This is a genomic window from Streptomyces sp. NPDC008001 (assembly GCF_042958085.1).
Classification (GTDB): Bacteria; Actinomycetota; Actinomycetes; order Streptomycetales; family Streptomycetaceae; genus Streptomyces.
The window spans coordinates 169859-184960 of the sequence record NZ_JBIBIZ010000002.1 but is presented as its reverse complement, the minus strand read 5'-3'; the positions used below and the strand labels follow the sequence as shown (position 1 = coordinate 184960).

14 protein-coding genes are annotated in these 15102 nt (G+C 71.2%); 5 read left to right on the top strand and 9 right to left on the bottom strand.

Going from position 1 to position 15102, the window contains the following annotated elements:
* Positions 1 to 97: 97 nt before the first annotated feature.
* Complete coding sequence (locus ACFZCD_RS05805; RefSeq protein WP_391828277.1) at positions 98 to 1924, bottom strand: acyl-CoA dehydrogenase; 1827 nt, start codon at positions 1922 to 1924, stop codon at positions 98 to 100.
* A 129-nt stretch (positions 1925 to 2053) separates the two neighbouring features.
* Between ACFZCD_RS05805 and ACFZCD_RS05800 the strand changes: the two genes are divergently transcribed.
* The gene (locus tag ACFZCD_RS05800) at positions 2054 to 2527 is read left to right on the top strand and encodes an SseB family protein (protein ID WP_391828272.1); all 474 of its coding nucleotides are present in this window, start codon (positions 2054 to 2056) and stop codon (positions 2525 to 2527) included.
* Between the two features lie 55 nt (positions 2528 to 2582).
* Here the strand turns inward: ACFZCD_RS05800 and ACFZCD_RS05795 are convergent, their stop codons facing one another.
* Positions 2583 to 3527: a trypsin-like serine peptidase gene (locus ACFZCD_RS05795; protein ID WP_391828270.1), complete on the bottom strand. Its 945-nt coding sequence runs from the start codon at positions 3525 to 3527 to the stop codon at positions 2583 to 2585.
* A gap of 114 nt (positions 3528 to 3641) precedes the next feature.
* On the opposite strand from ACFZCD_RS05795, the gene ACFZCD_RS05790 reads away from it, so the two are divergent.
* A complete protein-coding gene (locus ACFZCD_RS05790; protein WP_391828268.1) occupies positions 3642 to 4589 on the top strand; it encodes a pirin family protein in 948 nt (315 codons plus the stop codon).
* A 45-nt stretch (positions 4590 to 4634) separates the two neighbouring features.
* Here the strand turns inward: ACFZCD_RS05790 and ACFZCD_RS05785 are convergent, their stop codons facing one another.
* Entirely contained in the window at positions 4635 to 6800 is a 2166-nt protein-coding gene (locus ACFZCD_RS05785) for a SpoIIE family protein phosphatase (protein ID WP_391828266.1), read from the bottom strand.
* Between the two features lie 171 nt (positions 6801 to 6971).
* On the opposite strand from ACFZCD_RS05785, the gene aspS reads away from it, so the two are divergent.
* Positions 6972 to 8735: an aspartate--tRNA ligase gene (gene aspS / locus ACFZCD_RS05780; RefSeq protein WP_391828264.1), complete on the top strand. Its 1764-nt coding sequence runs from the start codon at positions 6972 to 6974 to the stop codon at positions 8733 to 8735.
* A gap of 106 nt (positions 8736 to 8841) precedes the next feature.
* On the opposite strand, the gene ACFZCD_RS05775 is transcribed toward aspS, so the two are convergent.
* The 6 genes from ACFZCD_RS05775 to ACFZCD_RS05750 all read right to left on the bottom strand — a co-directional run bounded on the left by ACFZCD_RS05775 (position 8842) and on the right by ACFZCD_RS05750 (position 13164).
* Entirely contained in the window at positions 8842 to 9378 is a 537-nt protein-coding gene (locus ACFZCD_RS05775) for a DinB family protein (RefSeq protein ID WP_391828262.1), read from the bottom strand.
* Between the two features lie 10 nt (positions 9379 to 9388).
* A complete protein-coding gene (locus ACFZCD_RS05770; protein WP_391828260.1) occupies positions 9389 to 9787 on the bottom strand; it encodes a DNA-binding response regulator in 399 nt (132 codons plus the stop codon).
* A gap of 151 nt (positions 9788 to 9938) precedes the next feature.
* Positions 9939 to 11660: a methionine--tRNA ligase gene (gene metG / locus ACFZCD_RS05765; RefSeq protein ID WP_391828258.1), complete on the bottom strand. Its 1722-nt coding sequence runs from the start codon at positions 11658 to 11660 to the stop codon at positions 9939 to 9941.
* A 126-nt stretch (positions 11661 to 11786) separates the two neighbouring features.
* Complete coding sequence (locus ACFZCD_RS05760; RefSeq protein WP_391828256.1) at positions 11787 to 12050, bottom strand: hypothetical protein; 264 nt, start codon at positions 12048 to 12050, stop codon at positions 11787 to 11789.
* Entirely contained in the window at positions 12047 to 12274 is a 228-nt protein-coding gene (locus ACFZCD_RS05755) for a hypothetical protein (protein WP_391828254.1), read from the bottom strand. The genes ACFZCD_RS05760 and ACFZCD_RS05755 overlap by 4 nt, the downstream gene beginning before the upstream one ends.
* A 680-nt stretch (positions 12275 to 12954) precedes the next feature.
* The gene (locus tag ACFZCD_RS05750) at positions 12955 to 13164 is read right to left on the bottom strand and encodes a hypothetical protein (protein WP_391828252.1); all 210 of its coding nucleotides are present in this window, start codon (positions 13162 to 13164) and stop codon (positions 12955 to 12957) included.
* A 254-nt stretch (positions 13165 to 13418) separates the two neighbouring features.
* On the opposite strand from ACFZCD_RS05750, the gene ACFZCD_RS05745 reads away from it, so the two are divergent.
* Together ACFZCD_RS05745 and ACFZCD_RS05740 are read left to right on the top strand one after the other, a co-directional pair.
* Positions 13419 to 14072, top strand: a complete 654-nt coding sequence (locus ACFZCD_RS05745; protein WP_391828250.1) for a response regulator transcription factor — start codon at positions 13419 to 13421, stop codon at positions 14070 to 14072.
* Positions 14069 to 15079: a sensor histidine kinase gene (locus ACFZCD_RS05740; RefSeq protein WP_391828248.1), complete on the top strand. Its 1011-nt coding sequence runs from the start codon at positions 14069 to 14071 to the stop codon at positions 15077 to 15079. The genes ACFZCD_RS05745 and ACFZCD_RS05740 overlap by 4 nt, the downstream gene beginning before the upstream one ends.
* Positions 15080 to 15102: the final 23 nt, after the last annotated feature.

The following is a 15102-nucleotide window of genomic DNA, read 5'->3' as shown; positions in this document are numbered from 1 at the left end:
AGGATCAGGGCAAGAGCCGGGCGTGTGTTTACGCCCGGGCTCCTGCCCCATGGGTCACGCAGGTCTCAACGGCCCGGGAAGGTCCGTCGGGAGGCTGCTAGAACGCGGCCTCGTCCAGCTCCATCAGGGAGTTGTCCACGGCCTCGGCGAGCGAGCGCTCGACGGAGACGCGCGGCAGGATGTCGGACGCGAAGAACTTCGCCGCCGCGATCTTGCCGGTGTAGAACGCCTTGTCCTTGGCGGAGGCGCCGGCCAGCTTCTCGGCGGCCACGGAGGCGCCCTTGAGCAGCAGGTAGGCGATGACGACGTCGCCGGAGGCCAGCAGCAGGCGGGTGGTGTTCAGGCCCACCTTGTAGATGTTCTTGACGTCCTCGCCGGTCGCGGTGAGGTCGGTGATCATCTTGCCGACGATCGCCTCCAGGTCCACCGCGGCCTTGGCGAGCGCGCCGCGCGCACCGGCCAGCTCCTCGCCGCCGGCCTCGGAGGCCAGGAACTTCTTGATCTCCTCGGAGAGGGTGTTCAGGGCCTGGCCCTGGTCGCGGACGATCTTCCGGAAGAAGAAGTCCTGGCCCTGGATCGCCGTGGTGCCCTCGTAGAGGGTGTCGATCTTCGAGTCGCGGATGTACTGCTCGATCGGGTACTCCTGCAGGTACCCGGAGCCGCCGAAGGTCTGCAGGGACTGGGCGAGCTGCTCGTAGGACTTCTCGGAGCCGTAGCCCTTGACGATCGGCAGGAGCAGGTCGTTGAGGCCGTGCAGCGCCTTGGAGTCCTCGCCCGCTGCCTCCTTGACCATGATCTCGTCCTGGACGGAGGCGGTGTAGAGGACGAGGGCGCGCATGCCCTCCGCGTACGCCTTCTGCGTCATCAGCGAGCGGCGCACGTCGGGGTGGTGGGTGATGGTGACCTTGGGCGCGGTCTTGTCCATGAAGTTGGCCAGGTCCGGGCCCTGCACGCGCTCCTTGGCGTACTCCAGCGCGTTGAGGTAGCCGGTGGAGAGGGTGGCGATGGCCTTCGTGCCGACCATCATCCGGGCGAACTCGATGATCATGAACATCTGGCGGATGCCGTCGTGCTTCTCGCCGACGAGCCAGCCCTTGGCGGGGTGCTTGTCGCCGAAGGTCATCTCGCAGGTGTTGGAGGCCTTGAGGCCCATCTTGTGCTCGACGTTGGTGGCGTAGACGCCGTTGCGCTCGCCCAGCTCGCCGGTCTCGAAGTCGAACTCGTACTTCGGCACGAGGAAGAGGGAGAGGCCCTTGGTGCCGGGGCCGGCGCCCTCGGGGCGGGCGAGGACGTAGTGGAGGATGTTCTCCGCCATGTCGTGCTCGCCCGAGGTGATGAAGCGCTTCACGCCCTCGATGTGCCAGGAGCCGTCCTCCTGCTGCACGGCCTTGGTGCGGCCGGCGCCCACGTCCGAGCCGGCGTCCGGCTCGGTCAGCACCATGGTGGAGCCCCACTGCTTCTCCACCGCGATCTTCGCGATGTGCTTCTGCTGCTCGGTGCCCTCCTCGAAGAGGATGCCGGCGAACGCCGGGCCCGAGGAGTACATCCAGATCGCCGGGTTGGAGCCCAGGATGGACTCGGCGTAGGCCCAGATCAGGGAGCGGGGCGCGGTGGTGCCGCCGATCTCCTCCGGGATGCCGAGGCGCCACCACTCGGCGTCCATGTACGCCTGGTAGCTCTTCTTGAAGGTGTCCGGGATCGGGGCGGTGTTGGTCTCGGGGTCGAAGACCGGCGGGTTGCGGTCCGTGTCGGCGAAGGACTCGGCCAGCTCGTTCTCCGAGAGGCGCGTGATCTCCGACAGGACGTCCTTGGCGGTCTCGACGTCCATCTCCGCGAACGGGCCGGTGCCGTACAGCTTGTCGCGGCCGAGGACCTCGAAGAGGTTGAACTCGATGTCGCGGAGATTCGACTTGTAGTGGCCCATGACAACGGCTCCGTAAGGCTGGGAGGACGATCCTCGAATACGTACCGGGCAGTAATCTGCATGATGCTACCCGTCGGTAATAAGACGCAACCCCTGTCCGCCCCACTGTGACCCTTTACGCTTTGCGGCATGTACGGCTACGACCAGAACGCGGGCACGCAGGGTTACGCGCCGCCGCCACCGCCGCCTCAGCAGCACGGCGGCCCCGGTGTCTACGGCGAACAGCCGCTCTATCCGGAGCCGTCCCCTCCGTCGCTTGCGGACGCGGTGCGGGCCTTCACGACCGGGTCGCTGTCCGCGGAGGACTTCCAGACGGTCTTCTCCACGTCGAAGGTCTACTGCCCCCGGGGCGACAACCCCGGCTTCCTCGCGCTGCACAACACCCAGCAGCCGGTGATCCCGATGTTCACCTCGCTCAAGGAGCTCCGGCGGTACGCGGGCAAGGAGTCGAAGTACTTCGTCATCACGGGCGCGGAGGTGATCGACCTCCTCCCGACGGGATACGGCTTCGTGCTGGACATCGAGGGGGACCACCGCATGGTGTTCGACGCGAAGGCGGTCGAGCAGATGGTGGACTTCACGATGCGCAGGCTCTACGGCTGACGCGGGGGCCCTCCGCGGCTGAGGCCGCCGCCCCGCAGCGGGCCGCGGCCCCGGATCAGACCGTCGCCCTCCGGTAGAGGGACTCGGCCTCGTCGCCGAAGTACGAGCTGTACGAGGTCTCCTCGTCGCCGCCCTCGTCATGGCCGCCCACGACCCCGTTGACCGTGCCCAGCCCGGTCGCGGGGTCGATGTCCGTCAGGAAGGGGCCGCCGCTCGTGCCGTTGGGGAGGCCCTCGCAGTCGAACCGCAGCTGGGCGGGGCCGAAGGACGTGATCCGGCTCTGGCAGGAGACCGGCCGCTCCTCGCCCACCGGGTAGCCGGTCACCCGCGCCGGCCGGTCCGCGGGCGGCCGGAAGCGTATCCGCTCGGCGCCCGTGACCCGCTCCACCGGTGTGCCGTCCGCGCCCGGCCGCCGGACCCGCAGGAACGCCACGTCGTGGTCCGGGTCGCGGTCCGCCGCCCACTCCGGGGCGACGTCCACGGACGCCGGCACCCACACCCCGTACGGGGCGACACCGTCGTGGTAGCCCGGCACGAACGCGATGTCCGTGCGGAAGCCGTCCTGGTAGACGCAGTGCGCCGCGGTGACGATCAGATCGCCCTTCGGGCTGTGCACGACGCTCGCGCTGCAGCCGTGATCCGGCGTGCCCTGGCCCGTGTAGAACAGCGGCCCCACGGCGGGCGAGGGTGCGGCCTCGGTGGCGCGCAGCGGGTCGGAGGCGGGAAGGGGGTCGGTCCTGCCGGTGCCGCCCGCGCTGCCGGCGGCCTTGAGGGGCGCCGTCCCGTTCTCCGTCCGGACGACCTCGCGCATCGCCCGCGCGGTCTCGTCGCCCTGCGCCTGCGGCTGGGCGTAGTGCCCGGAGGCGTCCCCGTCGGCCACGGGGGAGTCCGTGGCCAGGCCCTGGTGCGCCGCGACGATCCCGAGGCCGGCCAGCGCCAGGACTCCGGCGACGAGGGCGGTGAGGGCGGCCGGTCCCGGGCCGCTGACGTTCGGGCGCATTGATCCAGTGTCCATGATCCGGCGGGGGGTACCGGTGGCGGGGGAATGCGGGAGTCCTTGCCAGTTGTTCATCCTTCAACTAAATTGAACGGTGAACGAACCGAGGAGGTCGTCATGCCAGCAGTGACCGTCGAGAACCCGTTGACCCTGCCGCGCGTCACCGCTCCGGCGGGCGCCCCGCAGCGGCCGGTGCTGTACGTCGGCACGGCTCCGTCGGGGTTCGAGGGCGAAGGATTCCCCGTGCGCAGGGCCTTCGCGGGGATCCATTACAAGTACCTGGACCCGTTCATCATGATGGACCAGATGGGCGAGGTGGACTACGCCGCGGGCGAGCCGAAGGGCACGCCCTGGCACCCGCACCGCGGGTTCGAGACGGTGACCTACATCATCGACGGCACCTTCGTGCACCGGGACTCGCACGGCGGGGGCGGCGTCATCACCGACGGCGACACGCAGTGGATGACGGCCGGCTCCGGCCTGCTGCACATCGAGACGCCGCCGGAGGAGCTCGTCGTCAGCGGCGGCCTCTTCCACGGACTGCAGCTGTGGGTGAACCTGCCGCGCGAGGACAAGATGATCCCGCCGAAGTACCAGGACATCCGCGGCGGCAGCGTGAAGCTGCTGGCCTCGGAGGACGGCGGCGCGCTGCTGCGCCTCATCGCGGGCGACGTGGCCGGTCACACGGGCCCCGGTGCCACGCACACGCCGATCACCATGATCCACGCGTCGGTCAGCCCGGGCGCGGAGGTCACGCTCCCGTGGCGCTCCGACTTCAACGCGCTGGCGTACGGGCTCGCCGGGCACGGCGCGGCCGGTGCGGAGGGGCGGCCCTTCGAGGCCGGCCAGACCGTCGTCTTCGGGGAGGGGGACTCGGTGACGATACGGGGCGCGCAGAAGCAGGACTCGCGCACGGAGCGGTTCGAGGTCGTCCTGCTGGGCGGGCTGCCGATCCGCGAGCCCATGCAGCACTACGGGCCGTTCGTCATGAACACCCACGCCGAGCTGGCCCAGGCCTTCGACGACTACCAGGCGGGCCGCCTGGGCGTCATCCCGGCGGCGTAGCGGCCGGGGCGGCACCTTTCGCGGCGGTGGCGTCCATGGCGGTGCCTAGCGCACCGCCATGGACGCCACCGCCGCCCCGTCCTTCTCGTACAGCTCGAACCAGATGTTCTTGCCCTCGCCCCGCGGGTCCACCCCCCACGCCCCGGCCAGGAGCTCCATCAGCACCAGGCCGCGGCCCGAGGAGGCCATCTCGCCGGGGTGCCGCCGGTGCGGGAGTTCGTCGCTGCCGTCGGAGACGTCGACGCGGACCCGCCGCTCCCCCGGCTCGCCGCTGATCCGGGCGATCAGCACCGCGTCCCCGTCCGTGTGGACGAGGACGTTGGTGACCATCTCCGAGACCATCAGCACGGCCGAGTCGACCTGGTCCGCGTCGGGCCAGTCGTGCATCAGGGCCCGCACCTGCTGCCGCGCCTCGGCGATCCGTTCCGGCTCGGCCTGGGCGATGGTGAGGACCGTGCGCCGGGCCGGGTGCGGGACGGCGGCCGGCGCGGCCCCCGTCATGCCGTCCTCGCGGGCGAGGAGGAGGACGGCGATGTCGTCCTCGCGCCGGTCCACGAGCGGCCCGGTCGTGTAGTGGGAGGAGGGCCCGTGGACGGCCCGGACGAGGGCGTCGGCGAGCGCTTCGAGGTCGCTGCCGTCCGGACCCGGGGCGTTCAGGTCCAGCGGCTGCCCCTCGATCACCTGGCGCAGCCGGTTCCAGCCGCTGTCCAGGTCGTGGCCGCCCGTCTCGATCAGCCCGTCCGTGCAGACGATCATCGTCTCGCCGGGTTCGAGGACCAGCCGCGTGGTCGGGTAGTCCGTGTCGGGGTCGATCCCGAGCGGCAGCCCGCCCGCGGTGCTGCGGACGAGCATGGTGCCGTCGCTGAGCCGGATCGCCGGGTTGGGGTGCCCGGCCCGCGCGATGTCGAGCCGCCCGCTCTCCGGGTCGACCTCGATGTACAGACAGGTCGCGAAGCGCGGCTCCGCCTCGTCGCCCTCGGTCTCGCTCGCGTTGATGCCGGCGAGGAAGTGGGAGGCACGGGAGAGCACGGCGTCCGGGTGGTGCCCCTCGGAGGCGTACGCGCGCAGGGCGATCCGCAGCTGGCCCATGAGCCCGGCGGCCCGTACGTCGTGGCCCTGCACGTCGCCGATGACCAGCGCGATCCTGCCGAGGGGCAGCGGGATCATGTCGTACCAGTCGCCGCCGACCTCCAGTCCGCCGCCGGTCGGCACGTAGCGCGCGGCGACGGCCATCCCGGGGATGTCCTGCTGCAGCGTCGGCATCATGGAGCGCTGCAGGCCGACGGTCAGCTCCCGCTCGGACTCGTGCACGCTCGCCCGGCCCAGCGCCTGCGCCAGCATCCGGGCGACCGTGGTGAGCACGGACCGCTCGTCCGGGGTGAAGGACACCGGCACGCTGAACCCGGCCATCCACGCCCCGATGACCTGGCCCGCGTTGATCAGCGGCAGGAACGCCCACGACTGCCGCCCGAAGTGCGCGACGTCCTGCCAGGCCTGCGGGAAGCGGCGCGCGTAGTCCTCGGGCGAGGGCAGGTAGATGCCCCGGCCGGTGCGGATGACCTCGGCCGCCGGGTAGGCCGCGTCCATGGGCAGGTCCAGGAACGGCTCGGCGTCGCCCGGCGCGTAGCCGTGGTGCCCGATGACGCGGACCCGGTTGCCCTCCGAGCTGAAGACCGCGAGCCCCGACGGCTCGAAGCCCGGCATCGACAGGCCGGCCGCCACCCGCAGCACCTCGGCCGTCGACCGGGCCTCCGCCAGCGCCCGCCCCGCATCCAGCAGAAACGCTTCTCTATTACGGCGCCAGTCGCCCGTGACGGTCGTGCTGCGCGCCGCCGACGTGCCCGGCTGCGGCTCCGGCACCTCCTGCACCGTGCCGACCAGGACGTAGTCGATCCGCCCCCCGGGCGTGGGGCGCGGCTGCGGCCGCATCCGGCTGCGCACCGTCCGCAGCACCCTGCCCTTGTCGTCCACCACGCGCAGCCGCGCTTCGGTGAGCGTGCCCTCCGTGACGGCGAGGCTGATGACGCCCTGGATCTCGACCCAGTCGACGGCGTGGAAGCGCGCTCTCGTGGCGGACTCGGTCAGCTCCGTACGGGTGGCGGGGAGGCCCAGCAGCCGGGCGGCCTCGGCGTCGAAGGTGGCGATGCGCGTGGCGTTGTCCCAGTGCCACAGGCCGGTCGCGGTGGCGGCCAGTACGTCCTCGGTGCGCATTGCCCTACTTTATGCAGGTCTGCGCAGGGGGTACCACCGAAGGTACGGTGGGCGGATCTTCACAAGCGCGCAGTACGCTTGCTCCCGTGTTGTATGCACGCTAGCCCCGTGCCGTACGGCCCGCGCCGTATGCACGCTAGCCCACGCCCTCGATCACGACTTGGATGAACGATGCATCGGTACCGGTCCCACACCTGCGGCGAGCTCCGTGCGGCTGACGTCGACACCGACGTGCGACTGAGCGGCTGGCTGCACAATCGGCGTGACCTGGGCGGCATCCTCTTCATCGACCTGCGTGACCACCACGGCCTGGTGCAGCTCGTGGCCCGCCCCGGCACCGCCGCCAACGAGGCCCTGAGCCACCTCACCAAGGAGACCGTCGTCCGCATCGACGGCAAGGTCGTCAGCCGCGGTGCCGACAACGTCAACCCCGAGCTCCCCACCGGCGAGATCGAGGTCGAGGTCTCCGCCGTCGAGGTGCTGGGCGCCGCCGAGCCGCTGCCCTTCACCATCAACGCCGAGGACGGGGTGAACGAGGAGCGCCGCCTCGAGTACCGCTTCCTCGACCTCCGCCGCGAGCGCATGCACAGCAACATCATGCTGCGCTCCGCCGTCATCGCCTCCATCCGCGAGAAGATGACCAACCTCGGCTTCAACGAGATGGCGACCCCGATCCTGTCCGCCACCTCCCCCGAGGGCGCGCGCGACTTCCTGGTGCCGTCCCGTCTGCACGCCGGCAAGTTCTACGCCCTGCCGCAGGCCCCGCAGCAGTTCAAGCAGCTGCTGATGATCGCCGGCTTCGACCGCTACTTCCAGATCGCGCCCTGCTTCCGCGACGAGGACGCCCGCGCCGACCGTTCGCCGGGCGAGTTCTACCAGCTCGACGTGGAGATGTCCTTCGTCGAGCAGGAGGACGTCTTCCAGGTCATCGAGAAGGTCATGACCGACCTCTTCGAGGAGTTCGGCAACGGCCGCCACGTCACCTCCCCCTTCCCGCGGATCCCCTTCCGCGAGGCCATGCTCAAGTACGGCTCCGACAAGCCGGACCTGCGCGCCAAGCTGGAGCTCGTCGACGTCTCCGACGTCTTCGAGGGCTCGGAGTTCAAGGCCTTCGCCGGCAAGCACGTCCGTGCGCTGGCCGTCCCGGCCACCGGCGACCAGCCCCGCAAGTTCTTCGACGGCCTCGGCGAGTACGCGGTCGAGCAGGGCGCGAAGGGCCTGGCCTGGGTCCGCGTCGGCGAGGGCAACGCCCTGACCGGCCCGATCGCCAAGTTCCTCACCGAGGAGAACGTCAAGGCCCTCGCCGAGCGCCTCGGCCTGGAGCCCGGCCACGCCGTCTTCTTCGGCGCGGGCGAGTTCGACGAGGTCTCCAAGATCATGGGCGCCGTGCGCGTCGAGGCCGCCAAGCGCGCCGGCCAGTTCGAGGAGAACGTCTTCCGGTTCTGCTGGATCGTCGACTTCCCGATGTTCGAGAAGAACGAGGACACCGGTCAGATCGAGTTCTCGCACAACCCCTTCTCCATGCCGCAGGGCGGCCTGGAGGCGCTGAACACGATGGACCCGCTGGACATCCTCGCCTGGCAGTACGACATCGTCTGCAACGGCACCGAGCTGTCCTCCGGCGCCATCCGCAACCACGAGCCCGAGGTCATGTACCGCGCCTTCGAGATCGCCGGTTACTCGAACGAGGACGTGGAGCGCGAGTTCGGCGGCATGCTGCGCGCCTTCAAGTTCGGCGCCCCGCCGCACGGCGGCATCGCCCCGGGCGTCGACCGCATCGTCATGCTGCTGGCCGACGAGCCGAACATCCGCGAGACGATCGCCTTCCCGCTCAACGGCAACGCGCAGGACCTGCTGATGGGCGCCCCGAGCGAGGTCGACGAGGCCCGCCTGAAGGAGCTCCACCTGTCGATCCGCAAGCCGGTCGTCAAGTAGCACCTGTCGCACGAACGCCGGGCGGGCCGGTTCTCCGGCCCGCCCGGCGGCGTTCGAGGACACGCCCTCAGGGCACTCCTGCGCGCGCCCGGCCGCACCGGAACCGTCAGTACCCCGTCGCCCCGTCCGTCCGCTCGCGCAGCAGATCCGCATGGCCGTTGTGCCGCGCGTACTCCTCGATCATGTGGAGGAAGATCCACCGCAGCGAGACCTCTTCCCCCTGCACCGTGCCCACCGCGTCCAGTGACAGCGGCGCGTACGCGTCCCGGGCCCGCGCGACCTCCTCCTGCCACACGGCCACCGCCTCCACCAGCCGCGCGTCCGGCGCGACCGCGAGGCCCGCGTCGGCCTCGCCGAGCTCCTCGGCGGTTCTCGCCTCGCTGCCCGCCCCGGGACCGTACAGGGGCGGTGCCGCCTCCTGCTGGAGCACCCGGCGGAACCACTGCCGCTCCACTTCGCCCATGTGCTGCACGAGTCCCAGCAGGCTCAGCGTGGACGGGGGTGCCGCCGGCTGCCGTGCCTGTTCGTCGGTCAGGCCGTCGACCTTGCGCGCGAGGGTGGCGCGCTGGAAGTCCAGCCAACTCTCCAGTGTGGTGCGTTCATCGGCCGTCAGGGGTGGGATGGACCGCTCCGTCGTCACCATGCCCGCAGTGTCACATGAGCGCGGTCACCATGGGCAGCTTCGGGCAGCATCCCGCCGCGGTGTGCACGGCGCGCGACAACTGCCGCCGCGTGATCGCCGGCCGCCACAGCACGGACCGCACGCCGTACTCCGCGACGGCCATCAGCTCGCTCTCCCCGAGCTCGTCGGCGACCAGCACCACCGGCACCTCGCCGGCGCGGGTCAGCCGCCGCACCGTGGCCGCCGCGGCGGGGTCGCGGGCGCCCATGAGGACGAAGCCGACGTCCTCCCCGGCCGCGGCTCCCGCCCCTTCCCCGGCCCGCCGGACCACCCGCACCTCGGGCAGCAGCGCCCGGACCTCGCGGACGAAGCGCGCCCGCGCCAGCTCGTCGGTGGCGTGCACGCTGATGGTGATCGGCTTCTTGAACACTGCTCTTCCTCGTCTTCCCGGCTTCCCCCGCGCGTCTGGCTCCCCAGCCTGGACGGCCGGTCTCAACGGACGATTACCGATCGCTCAACGGGCATGCACGAGGGCCCGGAACCTCGCCGGTTCCGGGCCCTCTGCGCTGTGCTGCGGGAGGTCAGGCCGCCGGCTCCTCGCCGCCGCCGAAGCGCTCGCGGTACGCCGCCAGGTCGTCCTCGGTGATCTTCGCGAAGAGCACCGGCGGGACGGTGAAGGCCGTGCCGGGCGGGAGGAAGGACAGGGAGCGGGCCTCGTCCGCCGTGATCCACGTCTTGGTGTCGCCGGCCAGGGCGAACGCGGAGCGCATGGCCGCCGCCGACGCCGGGATGAAGGGCTCCGAGACCACCGCGTAGAGGTGGATCAGGTTCATCGCCGTGCGCAGGGTCAGCGCCGCGGCCTCCGGGTCGGTCTTGATCTCCAGCCAGGGGGCCTTGGTCTCCAGGTAGGAGTTGCCCGCGCTCCACAGGGCGCGCAGGGCCTGGGCGGCCTTGCGGAACTGCATGGCCTCCATGTGCTCCTCGTACTCCTGGAGCAGCTGGGCGACCTCGCGGCCGAGGTTCGACTCGGCCTCGCCCGCCTCGGCACCGGCCGGGACCTCCTCGCCGAAGCGCTTCTTCGAGAAGGACAGGACGCGGTTGACGAAGTTGCCGAGGACGTCGGCGAGGTCCTTGTTCACGGTGGCCGAGAACAGCTCCCAGGTGAACGACGTGTCGTCCGACTCGGGGGCGTTCGCCATCATGAAGTAGCGCCAGTAGTCGGCGGGCAGCAGCTCCAGGGCGTCGTGCGTGAACACGCCGCGCTTCTGGGAGGTGGAGAACTTGCCGCCGTAGTAGTTCAGCCAGTTGAAGGCCTTGACGTAGTCGACCTTCTTCCACGGCTCGCGGACGCCGAGCTGGGTGGCCGGGAACATCACCGTGTGGAACGGGACGTTGTCCTTGCCCATGAACTGGGTGTAGCGGACGTCCGTCGCCTCGTACCACCAGGACTTCCAGTCCCGGTTCTCCGGGTCCTGGGCCGCCCACTCCTTCGTCGCGCCGATGTACTCGATCGGGGCGTCGAACCAGACGTAGAAGACCTTGCCCTCGGCCGCCAGCTCCGGCCACGTGTCCTCCGGGACGGGCACGCCCCAGTCCAGGTCACGGGTGATCGCCCGGTCGTTGAGCCCCTCGGTCAGCCACTTGCGGGCGATCGAGGACGCCAGGACCGGCCAGTCCTTGCCGTGCTCGTCGATCCACGCCTCGACCTCGCCCTGCAGCTTCGACTGCAGCAGGAAGAGGTGCTTGGTCTCGCGGACCTCCAGCTCGCTGCTGCCGCTGATCGCCGAGCGGGCGTCGATCAGGTCGGTCGGGTCGAGGACGCGGGTGCAGTTCTCGCACTGGTCGCCGCGGGCCTTGTCGTAGCCGCAGTGCGGGCAGGTGCCGACGATGTAGCGGTCGGGCAGGAAGCGGTCGTCGGCCAGGGAGAACACCTGGCGGATCGCGCGCTCCTCGATGAACCCGTTCTTCTGCAGCTGCCGCGCGAAGTGCTGGGTGATCTCCCGGTTCTCCGGGGAGGAGCTGCGGCCGAAGTAGTCGAAGGAGAGCCCGAAGCCCTCGTAGATCGCCTTCTGGGCGTCGTGCTGCCGGGCGCAGAACTCGTCCACGGGCAGGCCGAGCTCCTTGGCGCCCAGCTCGGCCGGGGTCCCGTGCTCGTCGGTGGCGCAGATGTACAGCGTCTCGCGACCGGTCTGGCGGAGGTACCGGGCGTACACGTCCGCCGGGAGCATGGACCCCACCATGTTGCCCAGGTGCTTGATCCCGTTGATGTACGGAAGGGCGCTGGTGATGAGGTGTCGAGCCATTTCCGGCTGCTCCCTGGTCGCGGGTGTATATGGAGGCCTTTAGCGTATCCGAGCAGCAGGGGGTGACCGCGCGGCGATTTCGCGGCCGCGCGGGGGCACCCGTGCTCGCCGGCCGGACCGGCCGGGCTAGACCAGGGGGTCGGCCATCCACGCGCGCCAGGGCCTGGTGATCACCTCCCGGTAGGTGTGGTGGGAGGGGTGGCGGCCGGCGTGCCGGAAGGTCCACGACTGGACTTCGCTCGCGTCCTCGGCGACGGCGGAGCACTCCTCGCACACGGCGCACTGCATCGCGTACGTGACGGGCTCGGCGTCGGGCTCGCGGTCGGGGGTGAGGGTCCAGGTGCCGTAGCGGTAGACGGAGCGCGGGCTCCGCGGGGGCGGCGGAGTCACAGGCCCCACCTGCTCACCGCATTGAGCCGCGCCACGCGGGCGCGGAGCGCTTCGGCTTCGGACGCGGGGCGGGTGTGCTCGGGAGGGCAGTCCCATTCCACCCCGCCCTCGGGCGGGCGCAGCTGGACGCGGCCGGTGCGGAGGTCGACGACCTGGCCGAGGCGGTTGGTACGGGTGTCGACGGCGTAGCTGAGAGGGAGAGGCGGGGGAATCTCTTTGCTCACGCCCTATTCATGCCCCGGGAAGACCGGCCTGATCGGTCGCGGGAAGGAGCGGCACCGACCCCTTTCCGGTGACGGGTTCCGGCGAGGGGCGAACCTATTTCCGGTGGCAGACGAACGTCCGGCTCCCGTCGTCCCCCGTCTGGATCACCGCACTGGCACATCCTTCCGGGCACCTGGGCGGCGCGGCGTGCGCGCTGCGCTTCCGGTCCGGCGGGTAGCTGCAGGACGAGCAGTACCAGCCCGCCTTGTAGGGGTAGGTCACGTCCCACCACATGGCGCTGCGGCAGCGCGGGCACCTGACCAGAGGGGGACCGTTCCGACCGGCGTTCATGCGGGGCATGCTGCCCGACGGGCCGTGGCCCCGCCCCCGGCCCTGCGGAGGGTTCACCCGTCCGGGCACCGAAGGCGGGAACCGGTGCTGAGCCCGCGGCACTTACGAAGACGGGTCGTGCCGCACCGCCATGCCGCCCGGTGAGGGCGGCGGTGCCGGGCACGCCGGACGGCCGCTGCCACCCGGGCCGGGGAAGATCCTCGACGCTTACCCGTTCCTGCTGGGGCTGTGGGGCTGACCTGCGGAGTTGTGACCGGGTGGCGGGGGCTGCCCCTCCCGCCACCCGGTTCCCCTCCCTCTCAAGGAAGCCATCAGCGGAGCTCGCGGAGCTCACTGGAACTCACCGAGCTCAGTGGAAGTAGACGACGTCGACCTGGCCGTCCGCCCGGTAGGAGAAGCCGGCTTCGCCGCTGCCCTCGCCCGGCGGGAGGGTGACGAAGTCGACGGCGTCCTGCAGGGAGGCGAACGTGCCCGCGTGGGACGTCCTCACCTCGCCCTCCCCGTCCGCTGCGGGTGGCGCGCTGTCGACGGGGCGGGTGTCCTCGCCGGGAACGGCCATGAGAGAGCTCCTGTATCCGTTGTATCCGTGTATCCGAAGAGTGATTGCTTGATTACCAAGCGTAGTTGTTCGATCGGCGGACCGTAACCGCGGTCCAGGGGCGCGCGGAGGCATCGGCAGGGGCGCGGGCGGCGCGCTCGTCCGAGGCGAATCCGAGGTGAAGAGGCCGCCATGGAGAGGTTTGCGAAACATGTCCTCCTGTAGACCGCATCCTGGGAAGGGATGCGCTGCCGCCGGAGGAAACGGACGAGGACATGCGGGTACTGGTCGCCGAGGACGAAGAGATACTGGCCGAACTGGTCGCCACGGGCCTGCGCAGGGCCGGGTTCGCCGTGGACACCGTCTACAGCGGCGACGCGGCCATCGCCTACCTCTCCCTCCACGACTACGACGTCGTCGTCCTCGACCGCGACCTGCCGCGCGTGCACGGCGACGACGTCGCCCGGCACCTCGTCGCGGACGGCTCCCGCACCCGCATCCTGATGCTCACCGCCGCCGGGTCGATGGAGGACCGGGTGGCCGGCCTGGACCTCGGCGCGGACGACTACCTGCCCAAGCCGTTCGAGTTCCCCGAGCTGATCTCGCGGGTGCGGGCGCTGCGGCGGCGCAGCGCGCGGCCCGCGCCGCCCCTGCTGGAGAAGGCGGGCCTGCGGCTCGACACGGTGCGGCGGACGGCCGACCGGGACGGGCGGGCCCTCGACCTGTCGCCCAAGGAGTTCGCCATCCTGCAGCTGCTGCTGGAGGCGGACGGGGCGGTCGTCAGCGCGGAGGAGCTCCTGGAGCGCGCGTGGGACGCGCACGCCGACCCCTTCACCGGCGCCGTGCGCGTGGCGATGAGCAAACTGCGCGGCAAGCTCGGGGAGCCGGCGCTCATCCGTACCGTGCAGGGCGTGGGATACGCCCTGTGAAGTCCGTGAGGCGGCCGTTCCTCACGGCCCGTACGCGCATCGCCGCCGCGTTCGGCGGGATCTTCCTCGTGCTCGGCGCGGGCCTCCTGCTCACCGTGAACCTGCTGTCGCGCGCCGGCACGCAGGAACGGGCCACGACGATCGCCCGGAACGCCGTGCCCGTCGAGCTCGTCCGGCCCGGGGAGGAGGTGAGCGCGTGGACGGCCTACCGGATCTCCGGCGACGTCAGCGCGGCCGCCTCCCAGGAGATGGTCATGTGGTCGGCCGTGGCGCTGCTCGTGACGGCGCTGCTGGCGGTCGGCGTGGGGTGGTGGACGGCGGGCCGCTGCCTGCGCCCCGTGCAGGGCGCGTTCGAGAGCCAGCGGCGGTTCATCTCCAACGCCTCGCACGAGCTGCGGACGCCGCTCGCGGTGCAGCGCACGGCGATCCAGGTGGGGCTGGACGGGGACCCGTCCCCCGAGGAGCTGGCCCGCGTGCGGACGACCCTCCTGGAGGCCAACCGCCGCTCCGAACGCCTCATCGACGGCCTCCTCCTGCTCGCCCGCAGCGACCGCGGTCTGGAGCGCCGCGACCCCCTCGACCTGGCCGAGATCGTCTCGGAGGAGACCGCGGCCGTCGCCCGCCGCGCCGAACGGGCCGGCGTACGGCTCTCCGTGCGCAGCGAGCGCGCGCCGCTGCGGGGCAACCGCGTCCTGCTCGGGCAGCTGGCCGGGAACCTGCTGCGGAACGCGGTCGAGTACAACCACCGGGGCGGGGACGTGGAGGTGGTCGTCGAACCGGGCCGGCTGGTGGTCAGCAACTCGGGCCCGGTGGTGGCGGCGGCCGACATCCCGGCCCTGTTCGAGCCCTTCCGGCGCGGCGGGGGCAAGGAGCGCCTCTCCGGCGGCACGGGCCTGGGCCTGTCGATCGTCCAGTCCATCGCCCGCGCCCACGGCGGCCGCGCGAGCGCCACGCCCAACCGGGGCGGGGGGCTGCGGGTGACGGTGGAGATCCCCGCACCGGGGTGAGGGGGAACGGGCGGGGGAGAGGG

Coding starts and splice junctions, on each gene's coding strand:
- ACFZCD_RS05805 (WP_391828277.1), bottom strand. CDS start 1,924: ATGGGCCACTACAAGTCGAATCTCCGCGACATCGAGTTCAACCTCTTC.
- ACFZCD_RS05800 (WP_391828272.1), top strand. CDS start 2,054: ATGTACGGCTACGACCAGAACGCGGGCACGCAGGGTTACGCGCCGCCG.
- ACFZCD_RS05795 (WP_391828270.1), bottom strand. CDS start 3,527: ATGCGCCCGAACGTCAGCGGCCCGGGACCGGCCGCCCTCACCGCCCTC.
- ACFZCD_RS05790 (WP_391828268.1), top strand. CDS start 3,642: ATGCCAGCAGTGACCGTCGAGAACCCGTTGACCCTGCCGCGCGTCACC.
- ACFZCD_RS05785 (WP_391828266.1), bottom strand. CDS start 6,800: ATGCGCACCGAGGACGTACTGGCCGCCACCGCGACCGGCCTGTGGCAC.
- aspS (WP_391828264.1), top strand. CDS start 6,972: ATGCATCGGTACCGGTCCCACACCTGCGGCGAGCTCCGTGCGGCTGAC.
- ACFZCD_RS05775 (WP_391828262.1), bottom strand. CDS start 9,378: ATGGTGACGACGGAGCGGTCCATCCCACCCCTGACGGCCGATGAACGC.
- metG (WP_391828258.1), bottom strand. CDS start 11,660: ATGGCTCGACACCTCATCACCAGCGCCCTTCCGTACATCAACGGGATC.
- ACFZCD_RS05750 (WP_391828252.1), bottom strand. CDS start 13,164: ATGGCCGTTCCCGGCGAGGACACCCGCCCCGTCGACAGCGCGCCACCC.
- ACFZCD_RS05745 (WP_391828250.1), top strand. CDS start 13,419: ATGCGGGTACTGGTCGCCGAGGACGAAGAGATACTGGCCGAACTGGTC.